The sequence below is a fragment of the Peptoniphilus stercorisuis genome, assembly GCF_017874395.1.
In the GTDB taxonomy this organism is placed as follows: domain Bacteria; phylum Bacillota; class Clostridia; order Tissierellales; family Peptoniphilaceae; genus Anaerosphaera; species Anaerosphaera stercorisuis.
The window spans coordinates 43,548-63,954 of record NZ_JAGGLJ010000011.1; the positions used below are offsets into that span (position 1 = coordinate 43,548).

Annotated in this window: 17 protein-coding genes; 1 reads left to right on the top strand and 16 read right to left on the bottom strand. The window is 30.1% G+C overall.

The annotated features are described in order from the left end of the window. Nucleotides 1–15: 15 nt before the first annotated feature. From radA to J2Z71_RS06400, 16 genes are all read right to left on the bottom strand, one after another. Nucleotides 16–1,386 carry a DNA repair protein RadA gene (gene radA, locus J2Z71_RS06325; RefSeq protein ID WP_210061134.1) on the bottom strand — a complete coding sequence of 457 codons (1,371 nt, stop codon included), beginning with the start codon at nucleotides 1,384–1,386 and terminating at the stop codon, nucleotides 16–18. After that, a complete protein-coding gene (locus tag J2Z71_RS06330) occupies nucleotides 1,358–3,811 on the bottom strand; it encodes an ATP-dependent Clp protease ATP-binding subunit (protein WP_210061136.1) in 2,454 nt (817 codons plus the stop codon). The genes radA and J2Z71_RS06330 overlap by 29 nt, the downstream gene beginning before the upstream one ends. Further along, nucleotides 3,811–4,788: an ATP--guanido phosphotransferase gene (locus tag J2Z71_RS06335; RefSeq protein WP_210061138.1), complete on the bottom strand. Its 978-nt coding sequence runs from the start codon at nucleotides 4,786–4,788 to the stop codon at nucleotides 3,811–3,813. Before J2Z71_RS06335 ends, J2Z71_RS06330 begins: the two co-directional genes overlap by 1 nt. A 1-nt stretch (nucleotide 4,789) precedes the next feature. Beyond that, nucleotides 4,790–5,290, bottom strand: a complete 501-nt coding sequence (locus tag J2Z71_RS06340) for a UvrB/UvrC motif-containing protein (RefSeq protein ID WP_210061139.1) — start codon at nucleotides 5,288–5,290, stop codon at nucleotides 4,790–4,792. Nucleotides 5,291–5,302: 12 nt separating this feature from the next. Next, nucleotides 5,303–5,758 carry a CtsR family transcriptional regulator gene (locus J2Z71_RS06345; RefSeq protein ID WP_210061141.1) on the bottom strand — a complete coding sequence of 152 codons (456 nt, stop codon included), beginning with the start codon at nucleotides 5,756–5,758 and terminating at the stop codon, nucleotides 5,303–5,305. A 179-nt stretch (nucleotides 5,759–5,937) separates the two neighbouring features. Then, entirely contained in the window at nucleotides 5,938–6,414 is a 477-nt protein-coding gene (locus J2Z71_RS06350) for a YbaK/EbsC family protein (protein WP_210061143.1), read from the bottom strand. 62 nt (nucleotides 6,415–6,476) lie between these two features. Continuing rightward, the gene (locus tag J2Z71_RS06355; RefSeq protein ID WP_210061150.1) at nucleotides 6,477–7,436 is read right to left on the bottom strand and encodes an ABC transporter ATP-binding protein; all 960 of its coding nucleotides are present in this window, start codon (nucleotides 7,434–7,436) and stop codon (nucleotides 6,477–6,479) included. Beyond that, a complete protein-coding gene (locus J2Z71_RS06360; RefSeq protein WP_210061152.1) occupies nucleotides 7,429–8,439 on the bottom strand; it encodes an ABC transporter ATP-binding protein in 1,011 nt (336 codons plus the stop codon). Before J2Z71_RS06360 ends, J2Z71_RS06355 begins: the two co-directional genes overlap by 8 nt. Nucleotides 8,440–8,447: 8 nt before the next feature. Continuing rightward, a complete protein-coding gene (locus J2Z71_RS06365; RefSeq protein ID WP_210061154.1) occupies nucleotides 8,448–9,407 on the bottom strand; it encodes an ABC transporter permease in 960 nt (319 codons plus the stop codon). Further along, entirely contained in the window at nucleotides 9,407–10,333 is a 927-nt protein-coding gene (locus J2Z71_RS06370; protein ID WP_210061156.1) for an ABC transporter permease, read from the bottom strand. Before J2Z71_RS06370 ends, J2Z71_RS06365 begins: the two co-directional genes overlap by 1 nt. Nucleotides 10,334–10,410: 77 nt before the next feature. Further along, nucleotides 10,411–12,195, bottom strand: coding sequence for a peptide ABC transporter substrate-binding protein (locus J2Z71_RS06375; protein ID WP_210061158.1), 1,785 nt, complete (start codon nucleotides 12,193–12,195; stop codon nucleotides 10,411–10,413). Nucleotides 12,196–12,605: 410 nt separating this feature from the next. Next, complete coding sequence (locus J2Z71_RS06380; RefSeq protein WP_210061160.1) at nucleotides 12,606–14,426, bottom strand: oligopeptide ABC transporter substrate-binding protein; 1,821 nt, start codon at nucleotides 14,424–14,426, stop codon at nucleotides 12,606–12,608. A gap of 51 nt (nucleotides 14,427–14,477) precedes the next feature. Beyond that, entirely contained in the window at nucleotides 14,478–15,437 is a 960-nt protein-coding gene (locus J2Z71_RS06385; protein ID WP_280954012.1) for an ABC transporter permease, read from the bottom strand. A gap of 12 nt (nucleotides 15,438–15,449) precedes the next feature. Then, on the bottom strand, nucleotides 15,450–16,412 hold the full coding sequence (opp4B, locus tag J2Z71_RS06390) for an oligopeptide ABC transporter permease (RefSeq protein WP_210061162.1): 963 nt from the start codon (nucleotides 16,410–16,412) through the stop codon (nucleotides 15,450–15,452). A gap of 1 nt (nucleotide 16,413) precedes the next feature. Continuing rightward, nucleotides 16,414–17,352 carry an ATP-binding cassette domain-containing protein gene (locus tag J2Z71_RS06395; protein WP_210061164.1) on the bottom strand — a complete coding sequence of 313 codons (939 nt, stop codon included), beginning with the start codon at nucleotides 17,350–17,352 and terminating at the stop codon, nucleotides 16,414–16,416. Continuing rightward, complete coding sequence (locus J2Z71_RS06400) at nucleotides 17,349–18,359, bottom strand: ABC transporter ATP-binding protein (protein WP_210061166.1); 1,011 nt, start codon at nucleotides 18,357–18,359, stop codon at nucleotides 17,349–17,351. Before J2Z71_RS06400 ends, J2Z71_RS06395 begins: the two co-directional genes overlap by 4 nt. Before the next feature lie 245 nt (nucleotides 18,360–18,604). Here J2Z71_RS06400 and J2Z71_RS06405 point away from each other — a divergent pair, with 245 nt between their 5' ends. Continuing rightward, a complete protein-coding gene (locus J2Z71_RS06405) occupies nucleotides 18,605–20,284 on the top strand; it encodes a M3 family oligoendopeptidase (protein WP_210061168.1) in 1,680 nt (559 codons plus the stop codon). Nucleotides 20,285–20,407 lie beyond the last annotated feature (123 nt).

The following is a 20,407-nucleotide window of genomic DNA, read 5'->3' on the forward strand; positions in this document are numbered from 1 at the left end:
AGTAAGCCCTAAAGCTTACTTCATTATTTTTTCTATTACATCTAAAATTGTCTTACATTCAATAACTTTTATATCTTTTAATGATTTTTTTATTCTATCAGACACTTCAGGAACATAGGCTTTTTTAAAGCCCATTCTCTCTGCCTCTTTAAGTCTTAACTCTAAAGAAGGTACAGATTTAAGTTCTCCAGTAAGTCCTACATCTCCAATAAATACAGTATCAATATCTATTGGTTTATTTAATAGTGATGATACAATACTCATCATTACAGCTAAGTTTGACGCTGTTTCTTTAAGTTTAATTCCACCAGTTGTTTTTATTACAACATTTTTATCTATTAATCTTAAACTTGCTCTTTCTTCAAGTATTGAAATCAAAGTACTTAAATGCTCTCTTCTTATACATTCACCTATTCTAGATGCATAAGGTAAGAAAGATCTAGCAGTTAGTGCCTCTATCTCAAGAATTATAGGTCTAGTTCCTTCTCTTACTACACTTAGAGCAGATCCTGGGACTTCTTCTCCCTTTTTTCTTACTGTCATAAAATACTCAGAAGGATTATCAAGAGACATCATTCCATCTTCAGTCATTAAGAAAAATCCCATTTCCCCAGTTGAACCATATCTGTTTTTTGATGTCAATAAAGATCTTAATTCTTCTTGATTTTCCCCTTCTATTATTAAAACTGTATCTACTAAATGCTCCAAGGCTCTTGCGCCTGCAAGTTCATCTTCCTTAGTCATTTGTCCTACTAAAAAAACCATTCTAGGTCTTTCTTGATTTTTTGCAAGTTCCACCATTTTATGAGCACATTCCATAACTTGTGTTGGACTTGCTGCTCTTGATGGATATTCATTTAATGTAAAAGTTTGAATAGAATCTATAATTATAAAATCAGGATCTATTTCATCTATTTCAACAAGTACATTGTCTAATATAGTATCAGAATATACATAAATATTTTGTGATATATCCTTAGTTATTCTAATAGCTCTTTGTTTTATTTGATTTTCAGATTCTTCACCTGATGCATATAAAACCTTATATCCCTTTTCACTTAAGTCATTGGCAACTTGAAAGAGCAGTGTTGATTTACCTGCTCCTGGTTTTGCTGTTAGTATTGAAATAGAATCTCTTACTATTCCTCCACCCATTACTCTATTAAATTCTTCAATATCTGTTTTTAATCTAAAGGAGTCTTGAGATTTTATATCTATAAGTTTTTTTGCTTTTGTTTTTTTTGAACTTGTTTTAGAAGATATAGCTCCTGATGATTCCTCTACTTCTTCAATAGTGCCCCATTCATTACATTGAGGACATTTTCCAAAGAAACCTGCAGAAATATATCCACAACTATTACACTTGAACACCGTCTTTTTCTTCATTTGTCACCTCAGTAGATTTTTTCTTTACTACTAATTTTCTATAAAAATCAATTGTAATTTCATCACCCTTTGAAATTTCTTTATCTAAAATCATTTGGGCTATTTCATCTTCAATATAAGTTCTTATAGCTCTTTCTAATGGTCTTGCTCCATATTCTGGATCAAATCCCTTTTCAGCAATATATTTTACAATTTTATTTGTAAATTCTACTTTTATACCCATTTCAAGAAGTCTATCTTTTAATTTATCAAGCATTAATACTACAATCTCTTTTATTTCTTTTTCAGTAAGTTCTTTAAATACAATTATTTCATCAACTCTATTTAAAAACTCTGGTCTAAAAGTTGATTTTAAAGCTTCATTTATAACATCTTTCATTCTTTCATATTCAGCTTTATTGTCATTTTCTTGATTAAATCCTATAGCAGCTTTCTTAGACATCATAGTAGCTCCAGCATTAGAAGTCATTATAATTACAGTATCTTTAAAGGAAACTGTTCTTCCCTTAGAATCTGTAAGTCTTCCATCATCTAATATTTGAAGAAGTATATTAAATACATCTGGATGAGCTTTTTCAATTTCATCAAATAATATTACAGAATATGGATTTGATCTTACAATTTCTGTAAGTTGTCCACCTTCATCATGACCAATATATCCTGGAGGTGATCCAATTAATTTTGCAACAGTATGCTTTTCCATATATTCAGACATATCTATTCTAATCATATTGTCCATCGATCCAAATAACTCATTTGCAAGTATCTTTGCAAGATAAGTCTTACCAACTCCTGTAGGACCTACAAATATAAATGAACCTATTGGTTTATTTGGATCTTTAAGTCCAATTCTAGCTCTTTTTATAGCACGAGAAAGACTATCTACTGCCTCCTCTTGTCCCTTTACATAATCTTTAATATTATTGTCTAAATTGGCAAGATTTTCAGTTTCTTTTTCTGTCATTTTAGATACTGGAACATTGCTCCAATCAGAAACTATCTCCGCAATATCCTCATAAGTTACTTTTTCTTTTTTAGCATTTTCTTTAAAATCTTCTTCTTTTTTATTTAACTCTTCTTTAACTAATTTTTCCTTATCTCTTAAACTTGCAGCAAGTTCAAAATCTTGAGAAGATACTGCTTTATTTTTCTCAATTTCAATTTCTTTTAATTTTTCATTATATTCATCTCTAAAATCTGGAATCTTATAAGATTTAATTTTGATTTTAGAAGATGCTTCATCTATTAAATCAATTGCCTTATCAGGTAAAAATCTATCATTTAAATATCTATCTGAAAGTTTTACAGAAGCCTCTACTGCTCTATTTGTAATAATTACATCATGGTGTTTTTCATATTTATCTTTTATGCCTTTTAAAATCTCAATAGATTCTTCAACACTTGGCTCTTCTACCATTATTGGCATAAGTCTTCTTTCAAAGGCAGGATCTTTTTCAATTTCTTTTCTATATTCAGAAGTTGTAGTTGCTCCAATAATTTGAAGCTCTCCCTTTGTAAGCATTGGCTTTAAAATATTAGATGCATCCATTGCACCCTCTGCAGCACCTGCTCCAATTACTACATGAAGCTCATCTATAAATAAAATAGTATTATCTGATTCAATAGATTCTTTAATTACAGATTTAAGCCTTTCTTCAAAATCTCCTCTATATTTTGCCCCAGCAATAAGTCCAGATACATCAAGAGTTCTAATGATTTTGTCCTTCATCATATCAGGCACATTGCCCTCTGATATTTCCTTTGCAAGCCCCTCTGCAATTGCAGTTTTTCCTACACCAGGCTCTCCAATTAAAACAGGATTATTTTTTGTTCTTCTTGATAAAACTTGAATTACTCTTTCAATTTCTTCATCTCTACCTATTACAGGATCTATCTTTCCACTTTTTGATTTTTCTATTAAATTAACTGTATATTTTTCTAAATTTTCATAAACTTTAGATTTTTCATTATTTTGAGAATTCATTTGCATTTGAGCAGATTTTAAAATTCCCTCTTGAAGAGAAATCTCATCTACTCCAAGTCTTTTTAAAACAAGCATTGCAACTCCTTGACCTTCTCTTAATATTCCAAGAAGTAGGTGATGAGTTCCAACATAATTTTTCTTTTCTTCCTTTGCAGCTTCAAAAGCAAGCTCAAAAATTCTCTTAGTTCTTGGTGCATAACTTATAGTAGAAGGAATTGCACCTTGACCTTGAGGAACTATCTCAAGTGTAGCTGCCTTTACCCTATCGTAATTAAGTCCAATTTGAAAAAGAATTTGTGCTCCAAGACCTGTTTCTTCCTTAATTATTCCCAACAATAAATGCTCAGAACCAATATATGAATGTCTATCTTCTCTTGCCTCATTTTGAGCAAATAAAATGGCCTTTTGACTTTTTTCTGTAAATCTTCCAAAAACGCTCATTAAAAGACCTCCTTCATTAGTTTTCTAATATTATTAGCTCTTAATATATTTCTTGATTTAGAATCAAGTAAAGAGCCTCTTTCTATTTGAATATGCCCATTTTTAAAATTCTTAATAGTTTCAACAAAATCAATTTCTCTATTTGCCTTTATAATATTAAGTTCTAGTCCCAAAAATATATTTGAAAAATGTTGCATCATTTCTTCTTCATCAATAATTCTTGCATTAGATAATATTCCATAAGATCTACTTACAATATCTTTTAACTCAATAATATTTTCAAGATAAAACTCCTGTCTTTTCTCAAGTTCCTTTGTAATAATACTTGCACAAAGCACATTTAATCTATTAATATAATCTTTTTCAGTAAAACCAATAGTTCTAACTGGTGAGATAATATAAATATTACCTAAAGCTTTTTTCTTTTCCTTATTAATACCTTCAATCTTATATCCCTTAGCACGAATTTTCTTAAAAACATCAGTTAAATTATAATAACTAATTGCTGGAAGATGCATCATTACACTTGGAATCATTGCACATCCAGAATTTAAAGGATTACTTGCTAAATATCCAAACTCATCATCAAAGGCATAATTTATTTTTCCATCAAAAGCATCATCTAGTTTCATTATTTCATAAAAACTAGTTTCTAAATTTAATTCATTTCTAGATTTTTGAATTACAATATGATCAGTTTCATTTACTAATATTTCAGGAGAATCCTCCTTTAAGAATACAGATGCAAATTCAATATTTTTTAAAAGTTCACCTGTAATTATTTCATCTTCAAAAAGTTTCAACTTTTCAATTGATGTTGTATTCTTTAAATCTATTGAACTATATCCAAGAGGAGTAGCTATGCTTTCTACCTTTTCAATAATCTCTTTGGCATCACCATTAGATATTCTTGATGGAAAATTAAAATCTCTTACATTTCTAACAAGTCTAACTTTTGAATTTAAAACAACTGCCATCTCATCCCTCTTTTAACATATTTATTTCATCTCGAAGCTTTGCAGCCTCTTCATATTCTTCTAGTTCTATTGCAACATTTAATCTATTTAAAAGTTTAATTTCTTCTCTTTTTTTAATAGATTTTTCTCCAGCAGACTTTGGAATTTTTCCCTTATGATTTGTAGATGAACTTAAATTTAATAAAATACCATTTATTTCTTCTCTAAATTCATCATAACAATGTTCACATCCTAAAGTTTTTCCCTTTACCATATCCTTTAAAGAAGTTTCACAATAAGAACAAGCTTTTTCAAGTTCTTTTTCATCAATAGAATTTGTTAATTTAAATAATTCTCCAATAAAATTTTCAACTTTTTCAGTTACTATATTATTAAAATCTAAATCTTCTTTCATTTTCTCTTCAGCACATTTTGCACATAAATGAACAATCTCTACATCATTATTTTGCATCTTTGTATAAGCAATTATTGCATCTCTTTTTTTACAGCTATCACATAACATATATATTACCTCCTATTTGAAAATAACAAGAAGTACATTCTTTAAAATATTTGCTCGAATCTCATTTTTATTTTCACATCCTAAAGATAATGCTCTATCACTTAAAGAAACTTTTATTATTTCCGATTCTCTTTCATTAATATAATCAAGTCTTAAAAGTTCATTAATAATTTGATCAGCCTTGTCTTTAGTAATTGAATTACCTATTTCATCATTAAAAATTTTATCAACAGAGTTTTTATTTTTAAATTCAACTCTTATTATTCTTATATACCCTCCTCCACCACGTCTTGATTCTACATAATACCCTTTATATGGAGTAAATCTTGTAGTTAAAACATAGTTTATTTGAGAAGGAGCACAATTAAACCTCTCAGCTATAAGAGATCTTTGTATTTCTAACTTACCATTTTCTTCCTCAATTAAATCTATTAAAAATTCCTCTATGGAATTTGATAATTTTGCCATAGTATCACCCTTTGACCATCTTTGCCTTTTAAGTTAAAAAAATACTGCATTTTCTTAGTAGATTATACTAACATTATATTTTTAAATTGTAAAGATTTTTCTATAAATTACATTAATAATTATATACCCAATTCATATCTAATCAAAAATATAATAATAGTAATCTTTATATTATTATATCATATATTTACTAATTCATATTCTGTATTAATATCATCAAATATTCTAAGTAAATCCCTAAATTTAATATTTAAAGTTATATTGTTTACAAAGGGATGTACTCCTAGTGTTGTATCTAAGTCTAGAGAATCATCTATTAATACTTTTACTTTATTATTTACATCATAAACAAGTCCTAGTGGAGTTACTGCACTTACATGACAAGCTAGATATTCAAAAAGTTTATCTTCTGATAAGAATGATAGCCTTTTTTCTCCAATTTCACTTTCAAGCTTTCCAATATCTAGATATTTTGATTCTTCTATAATTATAAAATAAACTTGTCTTTCTTTTTTATTTTTCAAAACTAAATTTTTAACTTGTTGTCCTTCTACTAAGTTTAAATTTCCCTCAAGTGTAGTTAAAACTTTATGGTTAAATTTTTTATAATCTATATTATATTTCTTTAATATTTCATATGCTTTTTTCTCATCCATATAAACACCTCTATATTATTATATACAAAAAAGGGCCCAAGTTAAACTTAAACCCTTTTTCTTTATTTAACAAGGTGACATGCTACGAAATGTCCCTTTGAAACTTCTTTTAATTCTGGTTTTGATTCTCTACATTGATCACATGCTTTTGGGCATCTTTCTACAAATGGACAATTATCCTTTGGATCTATTGGACTTGGAACTTCTCCTTCAAGTACAATTCTTTGTTTTTGTCTTTGAATTTTTGGATCTGCAATTGGTATTGCTGATAAAAGTGCAATTGTATATGGATGCATTGGATTTTCATAAAGTTCATCTGATGGTGCAAGTTCCATCATATTTCCAAGATACATTACTCCAACTCTATCTGATATATATCTAACCATTGAAAGATCATGAGCAATAAATAAATAAGTTAAATTCAACTTTTCTTGAAGTTCAATTAATAAATTTATTACTTGAGCTTGTATTGAAACATCTAGTGCAGAAATAGGCTCATCACATACGATAAATTTAGGATTAAGAGCAAGTGCTCTTGCAATTCCAACTCTTTGTCTTTGTCCTCCTGAAAACTCATGAGGAAATCTTGAAGCATGTTCTTCTGATAGTCCTACAAGTTTTAAAAGTTCTATAACTTTATCGTGAATTTCCTTTTGACTACTATATATTTTATTAATCTCTAATGGTTCTGCTACAAGTGCTTCTACTGTCATACGTGGATTTAATGATGCATAGGGATCTTGAAATATAAACTGAAAATCACGTCTAGATTTTCTCAAATCACTATTTGAAAGTTTATAAATATCCTTACCTTCAAAAATCATCTCTCCACCTGTTGGTTCATAAAGCCTTAAAAGAGTTCTTCCTGTAGTTGATTTTCCACATCCTGATTCACCTACAAGACCTAGAGTTTCTCCTTTGTATATATCAAAGGATACTCCATCTACAGCTTTTAATGTTCCTCCACCTTTTACTTTAAAGTATTTCTTTATATTTCTAGCACTTACTAAAGGCTCAGTCATTTATATCGCTCCTTTCAAGATTTGGTTCATTCATTGGATGATATAACCAACATCTGCAAAAATGTCCTTCTCCATGTTCTGTAACTTCAGGCATATGTTCTTTACAAATTTTCATAGCCTCGTCACATCTTTCATAAAATGGACATCCCTTTGGAGGAATATAAAGATCTGGAGGTGTACCTTTAATTGCATGTAATTTATCTGTTTTATTCATATCAATTCTTGGAACTGATGCTAGAAGTTTTTTAGTATAAGGATGTTTTGTATTATAGAAAATTTCATCAGTTGATCCCTCTTCTAAAATTTGTCCTGCATACATTACTTCTACTTTATTACTCATATCTGCTACTACTCCAAGATCATGAGTAATTAATATAATACTCATTCCAAGTTCATCTTGAAGTTTTTTCATAAGTTCTAGTATTTGAGCTTGTACTGTAACATCTAGAGCTGTAGTTGGCTCATCTGCTATCATAAGCTCTGGATGAAGAACCATTGCAATTGCAATCATAACTCTTTGTCTCATACCACCTGAAAATTCATGAGGATATTGATTTATTCTCTTTTCAGGTTCTGGAACAGAAACAAGATCAAGTATTTCTATTGCCTTTTGTTTTGCTTCTTCCTTTGATATATCTTCATGCTTTAAAATACCTTCAACTATTTGTTTTCCAACTTTCATAGTTGGATTTAATGATGTCATTGGATCTTGAAATACCATTGAAATTTTATTTCCACGATAGTCTTCCATTTCTTTTTCTGTCTTTGGTACTAAGTTTTCACCTTTAAATAAAATCTCTCCACCCTTATAAAATGCTGGTGGGTCTGGTAATAGTTTCATTATGGAATTAGCTGTAACACTTTTTCCACATCCACTTTCACCTACTATTGCAACTGTTTGAGATTTTGGAACTGTAAAAGATATCCCTCTTACAGCTTCAACTTCTCCAAAGAAAGTTTTAAAAGATACTTGTAAGTTATTTACTTCTAAAATATTTTCCATTTATGTCCTCACTTTCTTAGTCTTGGGTCAAGTGCATCTTGAAGTCCATCACCAAGTACATTAAATCCAAACATTATTAATGAAATCATTAATGCAGGAAGCATTACTTGATAACCAAGTCCTATTGACAACGCCTCAAGTCCATCATTTGCAAGATTTCCAAGAGATGGATTTGGTGGTTGAAGTCCTAAGGAAATATAAGATAATGTAGCTTCAGAAAATATTGCTGATGGAATTATTAAAGTTAGATTTACAAGAATTGGTCCTAAAGTATTAGGAAGTATATGTTTCATAAAAGTCCAACTTTTATTTGCTCCCATTGATCTAGAAGCTAAAACATATTCTGATTCTCTAAGAGATAAAACTTGTCCTCTAACAAGAATTGCTGTTGGCACCCATCCTGATAAACTCATTGCAAGAACCATTACACCTAGAGATGTACCTGATCCTTTTTCAGAAAATACAACTGAAAGAAGTATTACAACAAGCATATATGGAATAGCATAGATAATTTCTGCAATACGCATTAGAACATTATCTGTGATTTTTGAGCCCATTCCTGCAATACCACCATATATTACACCAACTGTGATATTAACAAATGCTGCTAAAAATCCAATAATTAAAGAATATCTAGCTCCATAAGTTACACGAGTAAATAAATCACGTCCTAGTGAATCTGTACCAAACCAAAATTGTGAGCTTGGTTTTTGATTTGTATTTAACATATCTTGCTCTGCAAAAGTATATCCACTTATAAGGGGTCCTATTATTGCAAATAATACAACTCCAACTATAATTATAAGTCCTGCCATAGCAAGTTTATTATTTTTAAGTCTTCTCCAAACATCAGCCCAATATTTTATAGTAGGCCTTTGAATTTTCTCTGTATTGTCCTTTGATCTATCGACCTTTTCAAACATTTCAGGAGAAGGCACGAATAAATCTTTTACCATTTTTCCTACCATTAATTTTCTCCTCCTGTTATATTTATTCTTGGATCTACAAGTACATATGCAATATCTACAAGTAATATCATAAATACTAATACTATTCCATAAAATACAGTAGTTCCCATAATTAAAGTATAATCTCTATCTGTTATACTCTTTACAAAAAATCTTCCAAGACCTGGAATACCAAAGATTCTCTCTATTACAAATGAACCCATAAGTAAATTTGATGCAACTGTACCAAGTGTTGAAACAATAGGTAATAATGAGTTACGAACTGCATGTCGACATACTACAGTTAGTTTTGATAATCCCTTACTTTTTGCTGTTTTCATATAGTCTTGACCAAGTACCTCAAGCATTGATGATCTCATCAGTCTTGCTATTTGAGCAGTTGGCATAAGACTTAATGCAATTGATGGAAGAACTGTATGGCTAAATGTTCCCCATCCACTTATAGGAAATGCTCCTCCCTTTGCTATAAAATGAATTAATAATGTACCCATAATAAATGATGGAACAGAAATTCCAATTACTGCAAACATCATCGCTAAATAATCAGGAGCTTTATTTTGATATAGTGCTGCTAAAGCACCTAATGCTGGTCCTATAATTAAAGCAATAACAAGAGCTTGAAATCCAAGTCTTACAGACACAGGAAATCCTCTTTTTATCATATCATTTACTGTTTCAGTTTTTGATTTCATACTTTCTCCAAAATCAAAACGTGCAATATTTTTTAAATAAATTTTATATTGTTCAGATATTGGCTTATCAAGTCCATACCTTATACTTAAATTTTGATATACACTTGGTGGAATTTTACCCTCTTGTTGAAGAGGATTTCCAGGAACAGCGTGCATTAAAAAAAATGTTAATGTGATAATAACAAATATTGTCACAAAAGACATTGCTATTCTCTTTAAAATGTATTTAAACATGTTGACTCCTCACTTTGTTTGTTTTTAGCTAGTTAAAAATTAAAGGAAACCCCATCTAGAGGTTTCCTTGACTTACATTACTCACCTAGTTCTGCATAAGTCATAACTGGATATTCAATTAATGGCTTATAAATTCCTTTTACATCCTTTTTAACAAAATATGGTTGAGTGTAGAAATAAACTGGAATTAATGGCATTTCTTCCATTAATATTTTTTCAGCTTCTCTCATAGCATTCATTCTAACTTCTTGATCTCCAGAAGATTTTGCAACATTTATATACTCATCATAAGTTGGATTGCTAAAACCTGTGTCATTCATTGCTCCACCTGTTACAAAGATTTCAAGCATTGTCATTGGATCTGCGAAATCTCCTACCCAACCTCCACGGCTTATTTCAAAGTCATGAGCATGTTCACGAGCCATCTTTACATTAAAGTCTACATTTTCAAGTTGAATTTCAACTCCAAGTGCTTCTTTCCACATTTGTTGAACTGCTTGTGCAATTTTCTTGTGGTTTTCATCTGTATTGTAAAGAAGAACTTTATCGTTTAGATCTTCTGCTTTTAATCCTTCTTCTTCAAGTCCTTTTTCAAGTAAAACTTTTGCTTCTTCAGGATCATAATTTATTAGATTTCCATTTTCTTCTCTAAAGTCTTTACCATTTTCATCATGTAGTCCAAATGGTACCATTCCTTCAGCAGCTATTTGTCCACCCTTTGTAACACTATTTACAAGAGTTTCTCTATCAAGAGCCATTGAAAATGCTTTTCTTATATTTTTGTTAACAAATGGATTTTTTGTTCCTTCCATCGCTAGATTGTTTAAGTTGTAATAGTAAGTTCCAATTTGTTTACCTATTTCAAGTTCTTCATTTTTCTCTTCAAATTTTTGAGCAACTATTTCTTGTGGTGGATCTACTACTATTGAGTATTTTCCTCCATCATAGTTTTGCCATGCTGTATTTTTATCTTCAAGTACATCAAATGTAATTCCATTAAGTTTTACATTTTCTGCATCAAACCAATTATCATTTTTACTTAATACAATTTGATCATTATGTTTCCATTCCTTAAGTGTGAAAGCTCCATTAGATACATATGTGTCTCCACCCTTTTTAGCCCAGTCTGGATTTTCCTTAGCAACTTTTGAGTTTATTGGATATAGTGTGTAGAATGCTGTAAGTTCTGGGAAATATGGTGTTGGATTTTCAAGAGTTACTTCAAGAGTTTTTTCATCAACAGCTTTAACTCCTACTTCAGCTCTTTTTTCCTCTAACCATTTTTCATAAACCATATCGCTTATTTCATCTTCAGATTTACCATCTACTTCTAATCCTTCTAAATCTGCATCAGTATAGTTTACTTCATGATCTACTTCATCAGTATCTTTTCCATCATCATCTTTTACATAAATGATTCCTGGTTTTTCAACTGAGTTATAAGCTTCTCCACCTTTTAGGTGATAAAGTTGAAAAGCGTATACAGATGCCGTTTCTGGATTTAATACTCTTAACCATTCGTACTCAAAATCATCAGCAGTTACAGGATCTCCATTTGACCATTTCATACCATCTTTAATTTTGAAAGTATATTGTAGCCCATCTTCAGATACCTCTGGCATTGCTGACATTCCTTCTGCTAAGTTACCTTCCTTATCATAAGTTAAAAGTCCTGTGTATAAATGACTCATTACCCATGATTCAGGTGTTGATTGTGCAAGTGCTGGATCAAGTGATCCTGGTTCTGAACCTAGAGCTGTATATAATACACCCTCTTCTGCAGAACTACCTTTTCCACAACCAGTAAGTACAAAAGAAAATACTAGTAGCAAACTTAACATTACTGTCCATTTCTTCTTCATATAACGTCCTCCTACTTTACATTATTTTTATTAATGTTAACACAAACAGTTTACAATAGCAACGTGTAATTTAATAGAATAATTGTATTTTTTATTAAAAACTACTTCTTTACGTTGCCAAATTATATGCTTATCTCTCTGGTTAAACGCCTAAATTTAGCCATTTAAAAGTATATAATTATCCTTATATAAAGTATAATTGATACTATATAATACAAAAAAATAATTTTAAAATATTTTTTATATTTTATTAACTTAATATTATATAATTTGAGGATAACATTTTCACAAAAATATACAACACTTTTATAAGATAACATATTACTAGGTAGAATTAATTATACCATACTCTTTTAATTTTTTGCAATAAAAAAACAGCTTTGAGTTTTCAAAGCTGTTTTAAAATCTTATTATTTTGAACTTACAACTGGTTGTGCTTCTGTAAATTCAATATCTGCCCAAGTAAAGTTTGCTGCTGAATCATCTTGGTTCCAGTCATAAAGTTTAACTCTATTATTTACTGGTAAGATTTCAACTCTATTTTGCATTGGGATTGATGGTGCTTCATTGAAGAATACTTTTTCAAATTCATGATAGAATTCTTCTCTTTTTGCATCATCTAAAGCTTCTTCTGAGCCTAATTTATCAATTGCTGCTTGAAGTTCAGGTGATGTGTATCTATTGTAGTTAAATGCTGCTCCTTCTCCGTATAATCCACTTGGATTTGGATCTGATGCTAGACCAAATGCAGCCATAAATACATCAATTCCTGGATCGTCTACTTGCATTCTGTCATAGAAATCATGAAGTTCTAATAGTCTTCCATCTACAAGTGTTACATCAAGTCCTATTTCTTTCCATTGTTGCATATAGTATTGAGAAAGAGGTTCTGCAACTTCTCCACCACTCATCATAGCGAAGTTAATTTTTAATGGATTTCCATCTTTATCTTCTCTTATTCCATCTCCATCAACGTCTTTAAATCCACCTTCATCAAGAAGTTTGTTTGCTTTTTCCATATCATATTTGTATCCTGTCATTTCTGGATCATGTAATGATTTGAAAAGTGGTGCAATTGGACTTGGTGCGTTAAATCTTAAACCATGATAGAATTTTTCTCCAATTGTATCATTGTCAATTGCATAAGCCATTGCTTTTTTAAGATTTACATCATTCATTTTTGCATTAGGATCTGTTACTACTGTATTAGTAGTTGAATCCCATTTACCTTGTTTAAAGCCCATGTATGACATATATAATTCTTGTCTTGATGCAATTTTAATATTGTCTAGTTCTTCAAGTTGTGGGAAAACATCAGCACTTGCCATATATACAAGGTCATATTTTCCAGCTTGAATAGCTGCTACTTGTTGAGATGTTGGAAGTATTTCCATTTCTACATTTTTAACTTTTGGCTCACCTTTATAAAAATGAGGGTTTGCTTCAAAAATTACTTTTTCTCCTTGGATTATGTCTTTAATTACATATGGTCCATAAGAAAGTGGATTTTTTCTAAGTGCATCTGACTCAGTTATTTTATCCATTGGTATTCCTTCAAGTTGTTTTGCATTTACAAATTCTCCTGCAAAAGATCCACCCCAAAGAAGACCTGGTGTAAGTTTTTTAAGATGTATTACCATATTAGAATCATCTATAATTTCAAGACCTGATATATGATCTGCTTTTCCTTCGTTATATTCTTCAATTCCTTCTATAACTTTCATCTCATCATCAAATCTTGGTGATTGTGCTTTTATAATATAGTCTTGATTTGCAACAATTTCATATGTTTTTGCTATATCTGCAGTTGTAACTTGTTCACCATTTGACCATTTAAAGTTTGGATTAATTTTATAAGTTAGAGTTTTTTTCTCAGTATCAAATGATAAATTAATTGGAGTTTCATCACTATTTGCAATTAGTTTAAAATCTCCATCTACTGGGAATGCTCCATCCATTGTGTACTTCATAAAAGCATCGTCTATTCCATCAGAATATAAAAATCCATTAAAGATTCCCTTAAATCCTGAGTCTGATACTACAGCAACTTTTAATGTTCCACCATCAACTGTATCTCCTTCGTTTTCAATACGAGCAGGATACTCTTGTTCGATAGATGATGCTGATGCTGTTTCTTTTCCATTGCCTTCTCCTGAACCACTTCCACAAGCAGTAAGCATTAGGGCCATAGAAAGAACAACAGTTAGTTTACTAAACCATTTCTTCTTCATAAGTAATTCCTCCTAAATGTTTTTTATTGTAAAGATAATTCCTTAACAACCTTAACCAAGTCTTTGTTTAGCATCTGATGCACGTCTTAATGCTTGTCCTACATAGTTAATGCAAAGCATCATAAATAATACTACAAGTGCTGCAGGTAACCATACATAAAGTTTGTATTGAATGATTTCTGGCTTTGAAGCATAAGAAATCAATGTACCTAGTGATGGTGTTGATGCTGGAAGTCCAAATCCTAAATAAGAAAGTGAAGTTTCAATACCAACATTTCCTGCTAATGCTAAAGTTGAGTCTACTATTATAATTGATGAAATATTTGGTAATATTCCCTTAAACATTATTTTTAAATTACTTGTTCCCATTGTCTTTGATGCACTTACATAGTCACGTCTTGCTTCTGATAAAGCTTTTGAACGCACAAGTCTTGCTGTACCTATCCAGTAAAATGCAGACATTATAAGTATAAATGTAAATAAATTATACTTTGGAACTATTGTTACAAATGCGATTATTATAAGAAGTGTTGGTAATATTCCAATGAAGTCTACAACTCTCATTCCAATTTTATCTACTCTTCCGCCATAATAACCCATAGTAAGACCTACTAGAAGTCCTACGAAAGTTGTTATAATTGTTATTGAAAATCCAACTAATAGTGAGTTTCTTGCTCCTACTATTAGTAGTCCTAGTACAGATCTACCACCTGCTTCTCTACCTAGAATATTCCAAATAGAATCAAATGTAGGTGGGTCGTATTTTCTTAAGATGTCAACTGTATTTAACTTTGTAGAATCTATAAACATTGATGCAACAAATACAAAAAGTATAAATGCAGTTACAGCATAAAATGAAAATCTAGCTAGTTTATCTTTTTTGAATTCTCTAACTATTACGGCAAATCCAACTGGATTTTCTTCTTTTTCTTTATTTTCTATATTAGACATTTCATTTAAGTTCCCTTCTGAATTATTTGCCTTTTCAGATTTTTTATTAAAAATTCCCAAAAAATACACCACCTATTCTATTCTTATTCTTGGATCAACAATACTCATTGTAATATCAGAAACAAGCGAACCTAATAAGAATAAAAATCCGTATATAAGAATTAATGCAGTTACTACACTAAAATCTCTTGTATTTATTGCTTCTAGGAAGAATTTTCCCATTCCTTGATAATTAAATATTGATTCTGCTATTACAGAACCACCTAATAATCCTGAAATTTGAAAACCAAAGAAAGCTGCTATTGGAAGTAGTGAGTTTCTAAAAATATGGTGAGTATACACCTTTTTCATTGGAACTCCTTTACTTCTTGCAGTTTTTACATAGTCTTGAGTCTTTGCGTCTATTACTTCATTTCTCAAATACTGTATTGTACTTACAGAACTGATAATTGCAATACAAATTGCAGGCATTATCATATGATGTAATTTACTCATATAGTATGCAAAACTTCCCTTAGTAAGTCCCGATGCAACAGAACCTATTGTTGGGAAAATATTAAGTTTATATCCAAATATTAATATAAAGAATAAATATAATACAAAGGATGGTATTGCAAAGGTAAAAAAGTTTAAAAATACAACTGTTTTATCAAAAGCACTTCCTTGATTTTTTCCTGCAAAAATTCCAACAGGAATAGCTACTGCATACATAATAATAAGAGCTAAAAGTGATAATGCTAAACTGTTTATTGCTCTTGGTCCTATTACTTGCATAACTGGAAGTTTGTAGTTATAACTCATTCCAAAATCACCTTGTAGTGCATTTGTAATCCATCTTCCATATTGTACATACCAAGGGTCATAATAACCTGATGCAATTCTTAATTGTTCAATAGTATTTTGATCAATCTTTGGATTTGTCATTCCAGTAAGTGCATCACCTGGCATTAATTTAGCTAACATAAATACTAATATACTCAAAATGAAAAGTTGAGGTATTATTAGTAAAACTCTTCTTGTGATAGTTTTCCACATTTTATTTACCTCCCTTTTTTTGCGCAACAAAATGAGTATCCGATAACTGTCTTAAAGGATATACTCTACCACTCTCATCATAGTAGTCGTTGTAATATGTTTCATATTCTTTGTCTACTAATTCTCTATTTTTTCTAAGTTCGTCTCTTAACTTAGGATTGATTTGAGGAATAGATGCGATTAATCTCTTTGTATAAATATGTTGAGGATCTCCATATATGTCCTGTCTGTTTCCAGTCTCTGTAAATCTTCCTCTGTGCATTATATAAATATAATCACACATATGTTTTATAACTCCAAGATCATGAGAGATAAATATATAGGATAAATTTAATTCCTTTTGTATATTTTTTAAATAATTTAATACTTGTGCTTGAACAGATAAATCAAGTGCTGAAACTGGTTCATCAGCTACTATTAGCTTAGGTTTACAAGCTACTGCTCTTGCTACACCAATTCTTTGTCTTTGTCCTCCTGAAAATTCATGGGGATATTTATATATTGAATCTTTTGGCATACCAACAATATCAAGAAGTTCATAAATTCTTTGTAATTCTTCTTCTTCATTTAAATTATCAAAATTTCTTATTGGCTCAGCTAAAATGTCTAGAACTCTTTTTTTAGGATCTAGACTAGACATTGAGTCTTGGAAAATCATTTGTACATCTTTATTGTATTCTAATTTTTTCCTAACTTTTGGGTCTAAAATGTTTTCTCCATTATATAAAATTTCTCCACCAGTAGCTTTTTCAAGTCCTACTATGGTTTTTCCTATAGTAGTTTTACCAGAACCAGACTCACCTATTAATCCATAGGTTTTTCCTTCTTCTACAACCATGCTTACACCATCTACAGCATATACATGATCAACTACTCTATTAAAAAATCCACCTCTTATAGGATAGTGAATTTTTAAATCCTTTATTTCAAGTAAGCTCATTTGGTACTGTCCTCCTCATTAAAGTAAAAATCTTTCCAGCAAGTACATCTTACATAGTGTCCTTTGCTAACTTCATGAAGTATTGGGTTCTCTTCATGAGCAGATTCTTTTATATGAGGAATTCTTGGAGAAAATCTACATCCTTTTCTTGGTAAATTCTTTAATGAAGGTACCATTCCCTCAATTACGTGTAGATCATCTCCCTCTTTTGCATCCATTTGTGGAATTGAATTTAATAAACTCCTTGTATATGGATGTAGAGGATTTTCAAATAACTCTTCATTTTCTGAAAGTTCTACTATTTCACCTGCATACATTACAGCAACCCTATCAGCAACTTGTGCCACAACTCCAAGATCATGAGTTATTAGAATAATTCCAGCCTTCATTTCTTCTTGAAGATCTAGTATTAAGTCTAATATTTGTGCTTGAATTGTTACATCAAGTGCAGTTGTAGGTTCATCTGCAATAAGTATTTTAGGCTTACAACTAAGTGCAATTGCAATCATAACACGTTGTCTCATTCCACCTGATAATTCATGAGGAAATTGTCTATATGTTCTTTCTGGATTATCTATACCTACTTTTGCAAGTAATTCAATTGCTCTTTTCTTTCTTTCTTCAGCACTAAATTTAGTATGATATATTAATGCTTCTTCAATTTGTTCTCCAATTCTTTGAAGTGGATTTAAAGCTGATAGTGGATCTTGAAATATCATTCCAATTTGTCCACCTCTTATTGCATTGTACTCTTCTTCACCTAAATCTATTAAATTTTTGTCATCAAAGAGGATTTCCCCTGATACCTTTGTATAATTACTATCATGTAGCCCCATTATTGTAGTAGCTAAGGTACTCTTACCACAACCACTTTCTCCAACAATAGCAAGTACTTCATCAGGATAAAGGTTAATACTCACATTATCTACAGCATCAAAGTACTCATCTCTGATTCTAAAACCTGTGTGAAGATTTTTAATTTCACATAACGCCTTTTTTCCTTCCATATAATTCACCTATTAAGTCTTTAATTTTTATAAAAAAAGTTTATTTCCTTAAATTTTACCATTTTTTTACACTTTTTACAATTTAAAACCTAATCTTTTCTTATTCTTCGGTTTATTTTTTTAATTATTTATTTTGATAGCAGTTAAAACCATCATTTATTTTTAAATACTTATGTTTTTTTATTTAAATTTATAAATCTTTGATATATACTTATTTAAGACAAATTATAAGGAGGCAAAACAATATGAAATTTAAAGACATGCCTTATGAAAGACCGAATATTGATAAAGTAATCGGATATATAAAGGCTACAAAAGAAAATTTAGAAAACTCATCATCTGCAGAAGAACAAATTAATTTAATTAAAGATTTTGCAGATTTTAGAAAAGATTTTGATACAACTACATCTATTGCACATGTAAGACATACAATGAACACTCTAGATGAATTTTATGCTAAGGAAAATGAATTTTTTGATGAAAATCTTCCAATTGTTGAAACTAACTTAGTTGAAGTATCAAAAGCTATTTACAACTCAAAATTTAAAAAAGAACTAGAAGAAGAATTTGGAACTCATTATTTTAAACTATTAGAATGTAATTTAGTTTTAAATGAAAATGCTATTCCATTTATGCAAAAAGAAAATGAACTTGTAACTAAATACAGTAAAATAATTGCAAATTCACAAATTGACTTTAGAGGAAAAACATATACATTAACTCAAATGGCACCTCTTCTTCAAAATCCAGATAGAGAATATAGAAAAGAAGCATACAAGGCTTCAAACGCCTTTTTTAAAGCTAACTTAGAAGAGTTCGACGCTTTATATGATGAGCTTGTTAAAACTCGTACAGATATGGCTAAAGCTCTTGGATATGAAAACTATGTAGATCTTCAATATAAATTACTTCAAAGAACAGACTATGATTCAAAAGATGTTGCAAACTATAGAGAAAAAGTTTTAAAAACTATAACACCTCTTGCAGTTGAACTTAGAAAAGAACAAGCAAATAGACTTGGTATTTCTGATTTTAAATATTTTGATATTGCCTGTGACTATAAAGACGGAAACTCAAATCCTAGAGGAGATTATAAATTTATAGTTGAAAATGCTCAAAAAATGTATCAAGAACTAAGTAAAGAAACTGGAGAATTTTTCGACTTTATGGTTGAAAATGAACTTATGGATCTAGTTGCAAAACCAGGTAAAAGATCTGGTGGATACTGTACAAGTTTTGATAAATACAAATCACCATTTATCTTCTCAAACTTTAATGGAACAAGAGGAGATATTGATGTTATAACTCATGAAGCAGGACATGCTTTTCAAAACTTTATGTCTCAACATCAAATACTTCCAGAATATATTTGGCCAACATATGAAGCTTGTGAAATTCACTCAATGAGTATGGAATTTTTAACTTGGCCTTGGATGGAATTATTCTTTGGTGATGAAGCTAATAAATTTAAATACTCTGCACTAAAAAGTGCTATAACATTTATTCCTTATGGAGTTACAATTGATCATTTCCAACATTTTGTATATGAAAATCCTAATGCAACTCCAGAAGAAAGAAGAAATAAATATCATGAGTTAGAACTTATGTATGAACCAGATAAGGACTATGATGATGACTTCTTAGAAATGGGAACTTATTGGTTTAAACAAGGCCATGTATTTAGTACACCATTTTATTATATTGACTATACACTAGCTCAAGTTTGTGCTTTCCAATATTTACTAAAATCCTTAGAAAATAAAGAAAAAGCACTTGATGAATACATTACACTTTGTAAAGCTGGTGGAGCTGAATCCTTCTTTAAACTAATGGATATTGGAAAACTTAAAAATCCTATGACTACATCAGTTTTAGAAGAAATAGCACCAAAATTAAAAGAAGTTGTTAGTGGAATAGAAATATAAAAAAAGGACTGATTATCAGTCCTTTTTCTTGTAAATAGAAAACCCCCAGTTAGACTGGGGGTTCCGTAAAGCTTTAGCGTTAATTCTCTAAAAATTAAAAAACCTCTAGTGATAAAATAATAT

What these genes read in the sequence shown, in the direction of transcription:
- J2Z71_RS06330 (WP_210061136.1), bottom strand. Translation starts at nt 3,811, where the DNA reads ATGAGCGTTTTTGGAAGATTTACAGAAAAAAGTCAAAAGGCCATTTTA.
- J2Z71_RS06365 (WP_210061154.1), bottom strand. Translation starts at nt 9,407, where the DNA reads ATGGTAGGAAAAATGGTAAAAGATTTATTCGTGCCTTCTCCTGAAATG.
- J2Z71_RS06380 (WP_210061160.1), bottom strand. Translation starts at nt 14,426, where the DNA reads ATGAAGAAGAAATGGTTTAGTAAACTAACTGTTGTTCTTTCTATGGCC.
- J2Z71_RS06375 (WP_210061158.1), bottom strand. Translation starts at nt 12,195, where the DNA reads ATGAAGAAGAAATGGACAGTAATGTTAAGTTTGCTACTAGTATTTTCT.
- J2Z71_RS06395 (WP_210061164.1), bottom strand. Translation starts at nt 17,352, where the DNA reads ATGAGCTTACTTGAAATAAAGGATTTAAAAATTCACTATCCTATAAGA.
- J2Z71_RS06345 (WP_210061141.1), bottom strand. Translation starts at nt 5,758, where the DNA reads ATGGCAAAATTATCAAATTCCATAGAGGAATTTTTAATAGATTTAATT.
- J2Z71_RS06335 (WP_210061138.1), bottom strand. Translation starts at nt 4,788, where the DNA reads ATGGCAGTTGTTTTAAATTCAAAAGTTAGACTTGTTAGAAATGTAAGA.
- radA (WP_210061134.1), bottom strand. Translation starts at nt 1,386, where the DNA reads ATGAAGAAAAAGACGGTGTTCAAGTGTAATAGTTGTGGATATATTTCT.
- J2Z71_RS06340 (WP_210061139.1), bottom strand. Translation starts at nt 5,290, where the DNA reads ATGTTATGTGATAGCTGTAAAAAAAGAGATGCAATAATTGCTTATACA.
- J2Z71_RS06360 (WP_210061152.1), bottom strand. Translation starts at nt 8,439, where the DNA reads ATGGAAAATATTTTAGAAGTAAATAACTTACAAGTATCTTTTAAAACT.
- J2Z71_RS06370 (WP_210061156.1), bottom strand. Translation starts at nt 10,333, where the DNA reads ATGTTTAAATACATTTTAAAGAGAATAGCAATGTCTTTTGTGACAATA.
- opp4B (WP_210061162.1), bottom strand. Translation starts at nt 16,412, where the DNA reads ATGTGGAAAACTATCACAAGAAGAGTTTTACTAATAATACCTCAACTT.
- J2Z71_RS06400 (WP_210061166.1), bottom strand. Translation starts at nt 18,359, where the DNA reads ATGGAAGGAAAAAAGGCGTTATGTGAAATTAAAAATCTTCACACAGGT.
- J2Z71_RS06355 (WP_210061150.1), bottom strand. Translation starts at nt 7,436, where the DNA reads ATGACTGAGCCTTTAGTAAGTGCTAGAAATATAAAGAAATACTTTAAA.
- J2Z71_RS06405 (WP_210061168.1), top strand. Translation starts at nt 18,605, where the DNA reads ATGAAATTTAAAGACATGCCTTATGAAAGACCGAATATTGATAAAGTA.
- J2Z71_RS06350 (WP_210061143.1), bottom strand. Translation starts at nt 6,414, where the DNA reads ATGGATGAGAAAAAAGCATATGAAATATTAAAGAAATATAATATAGAT.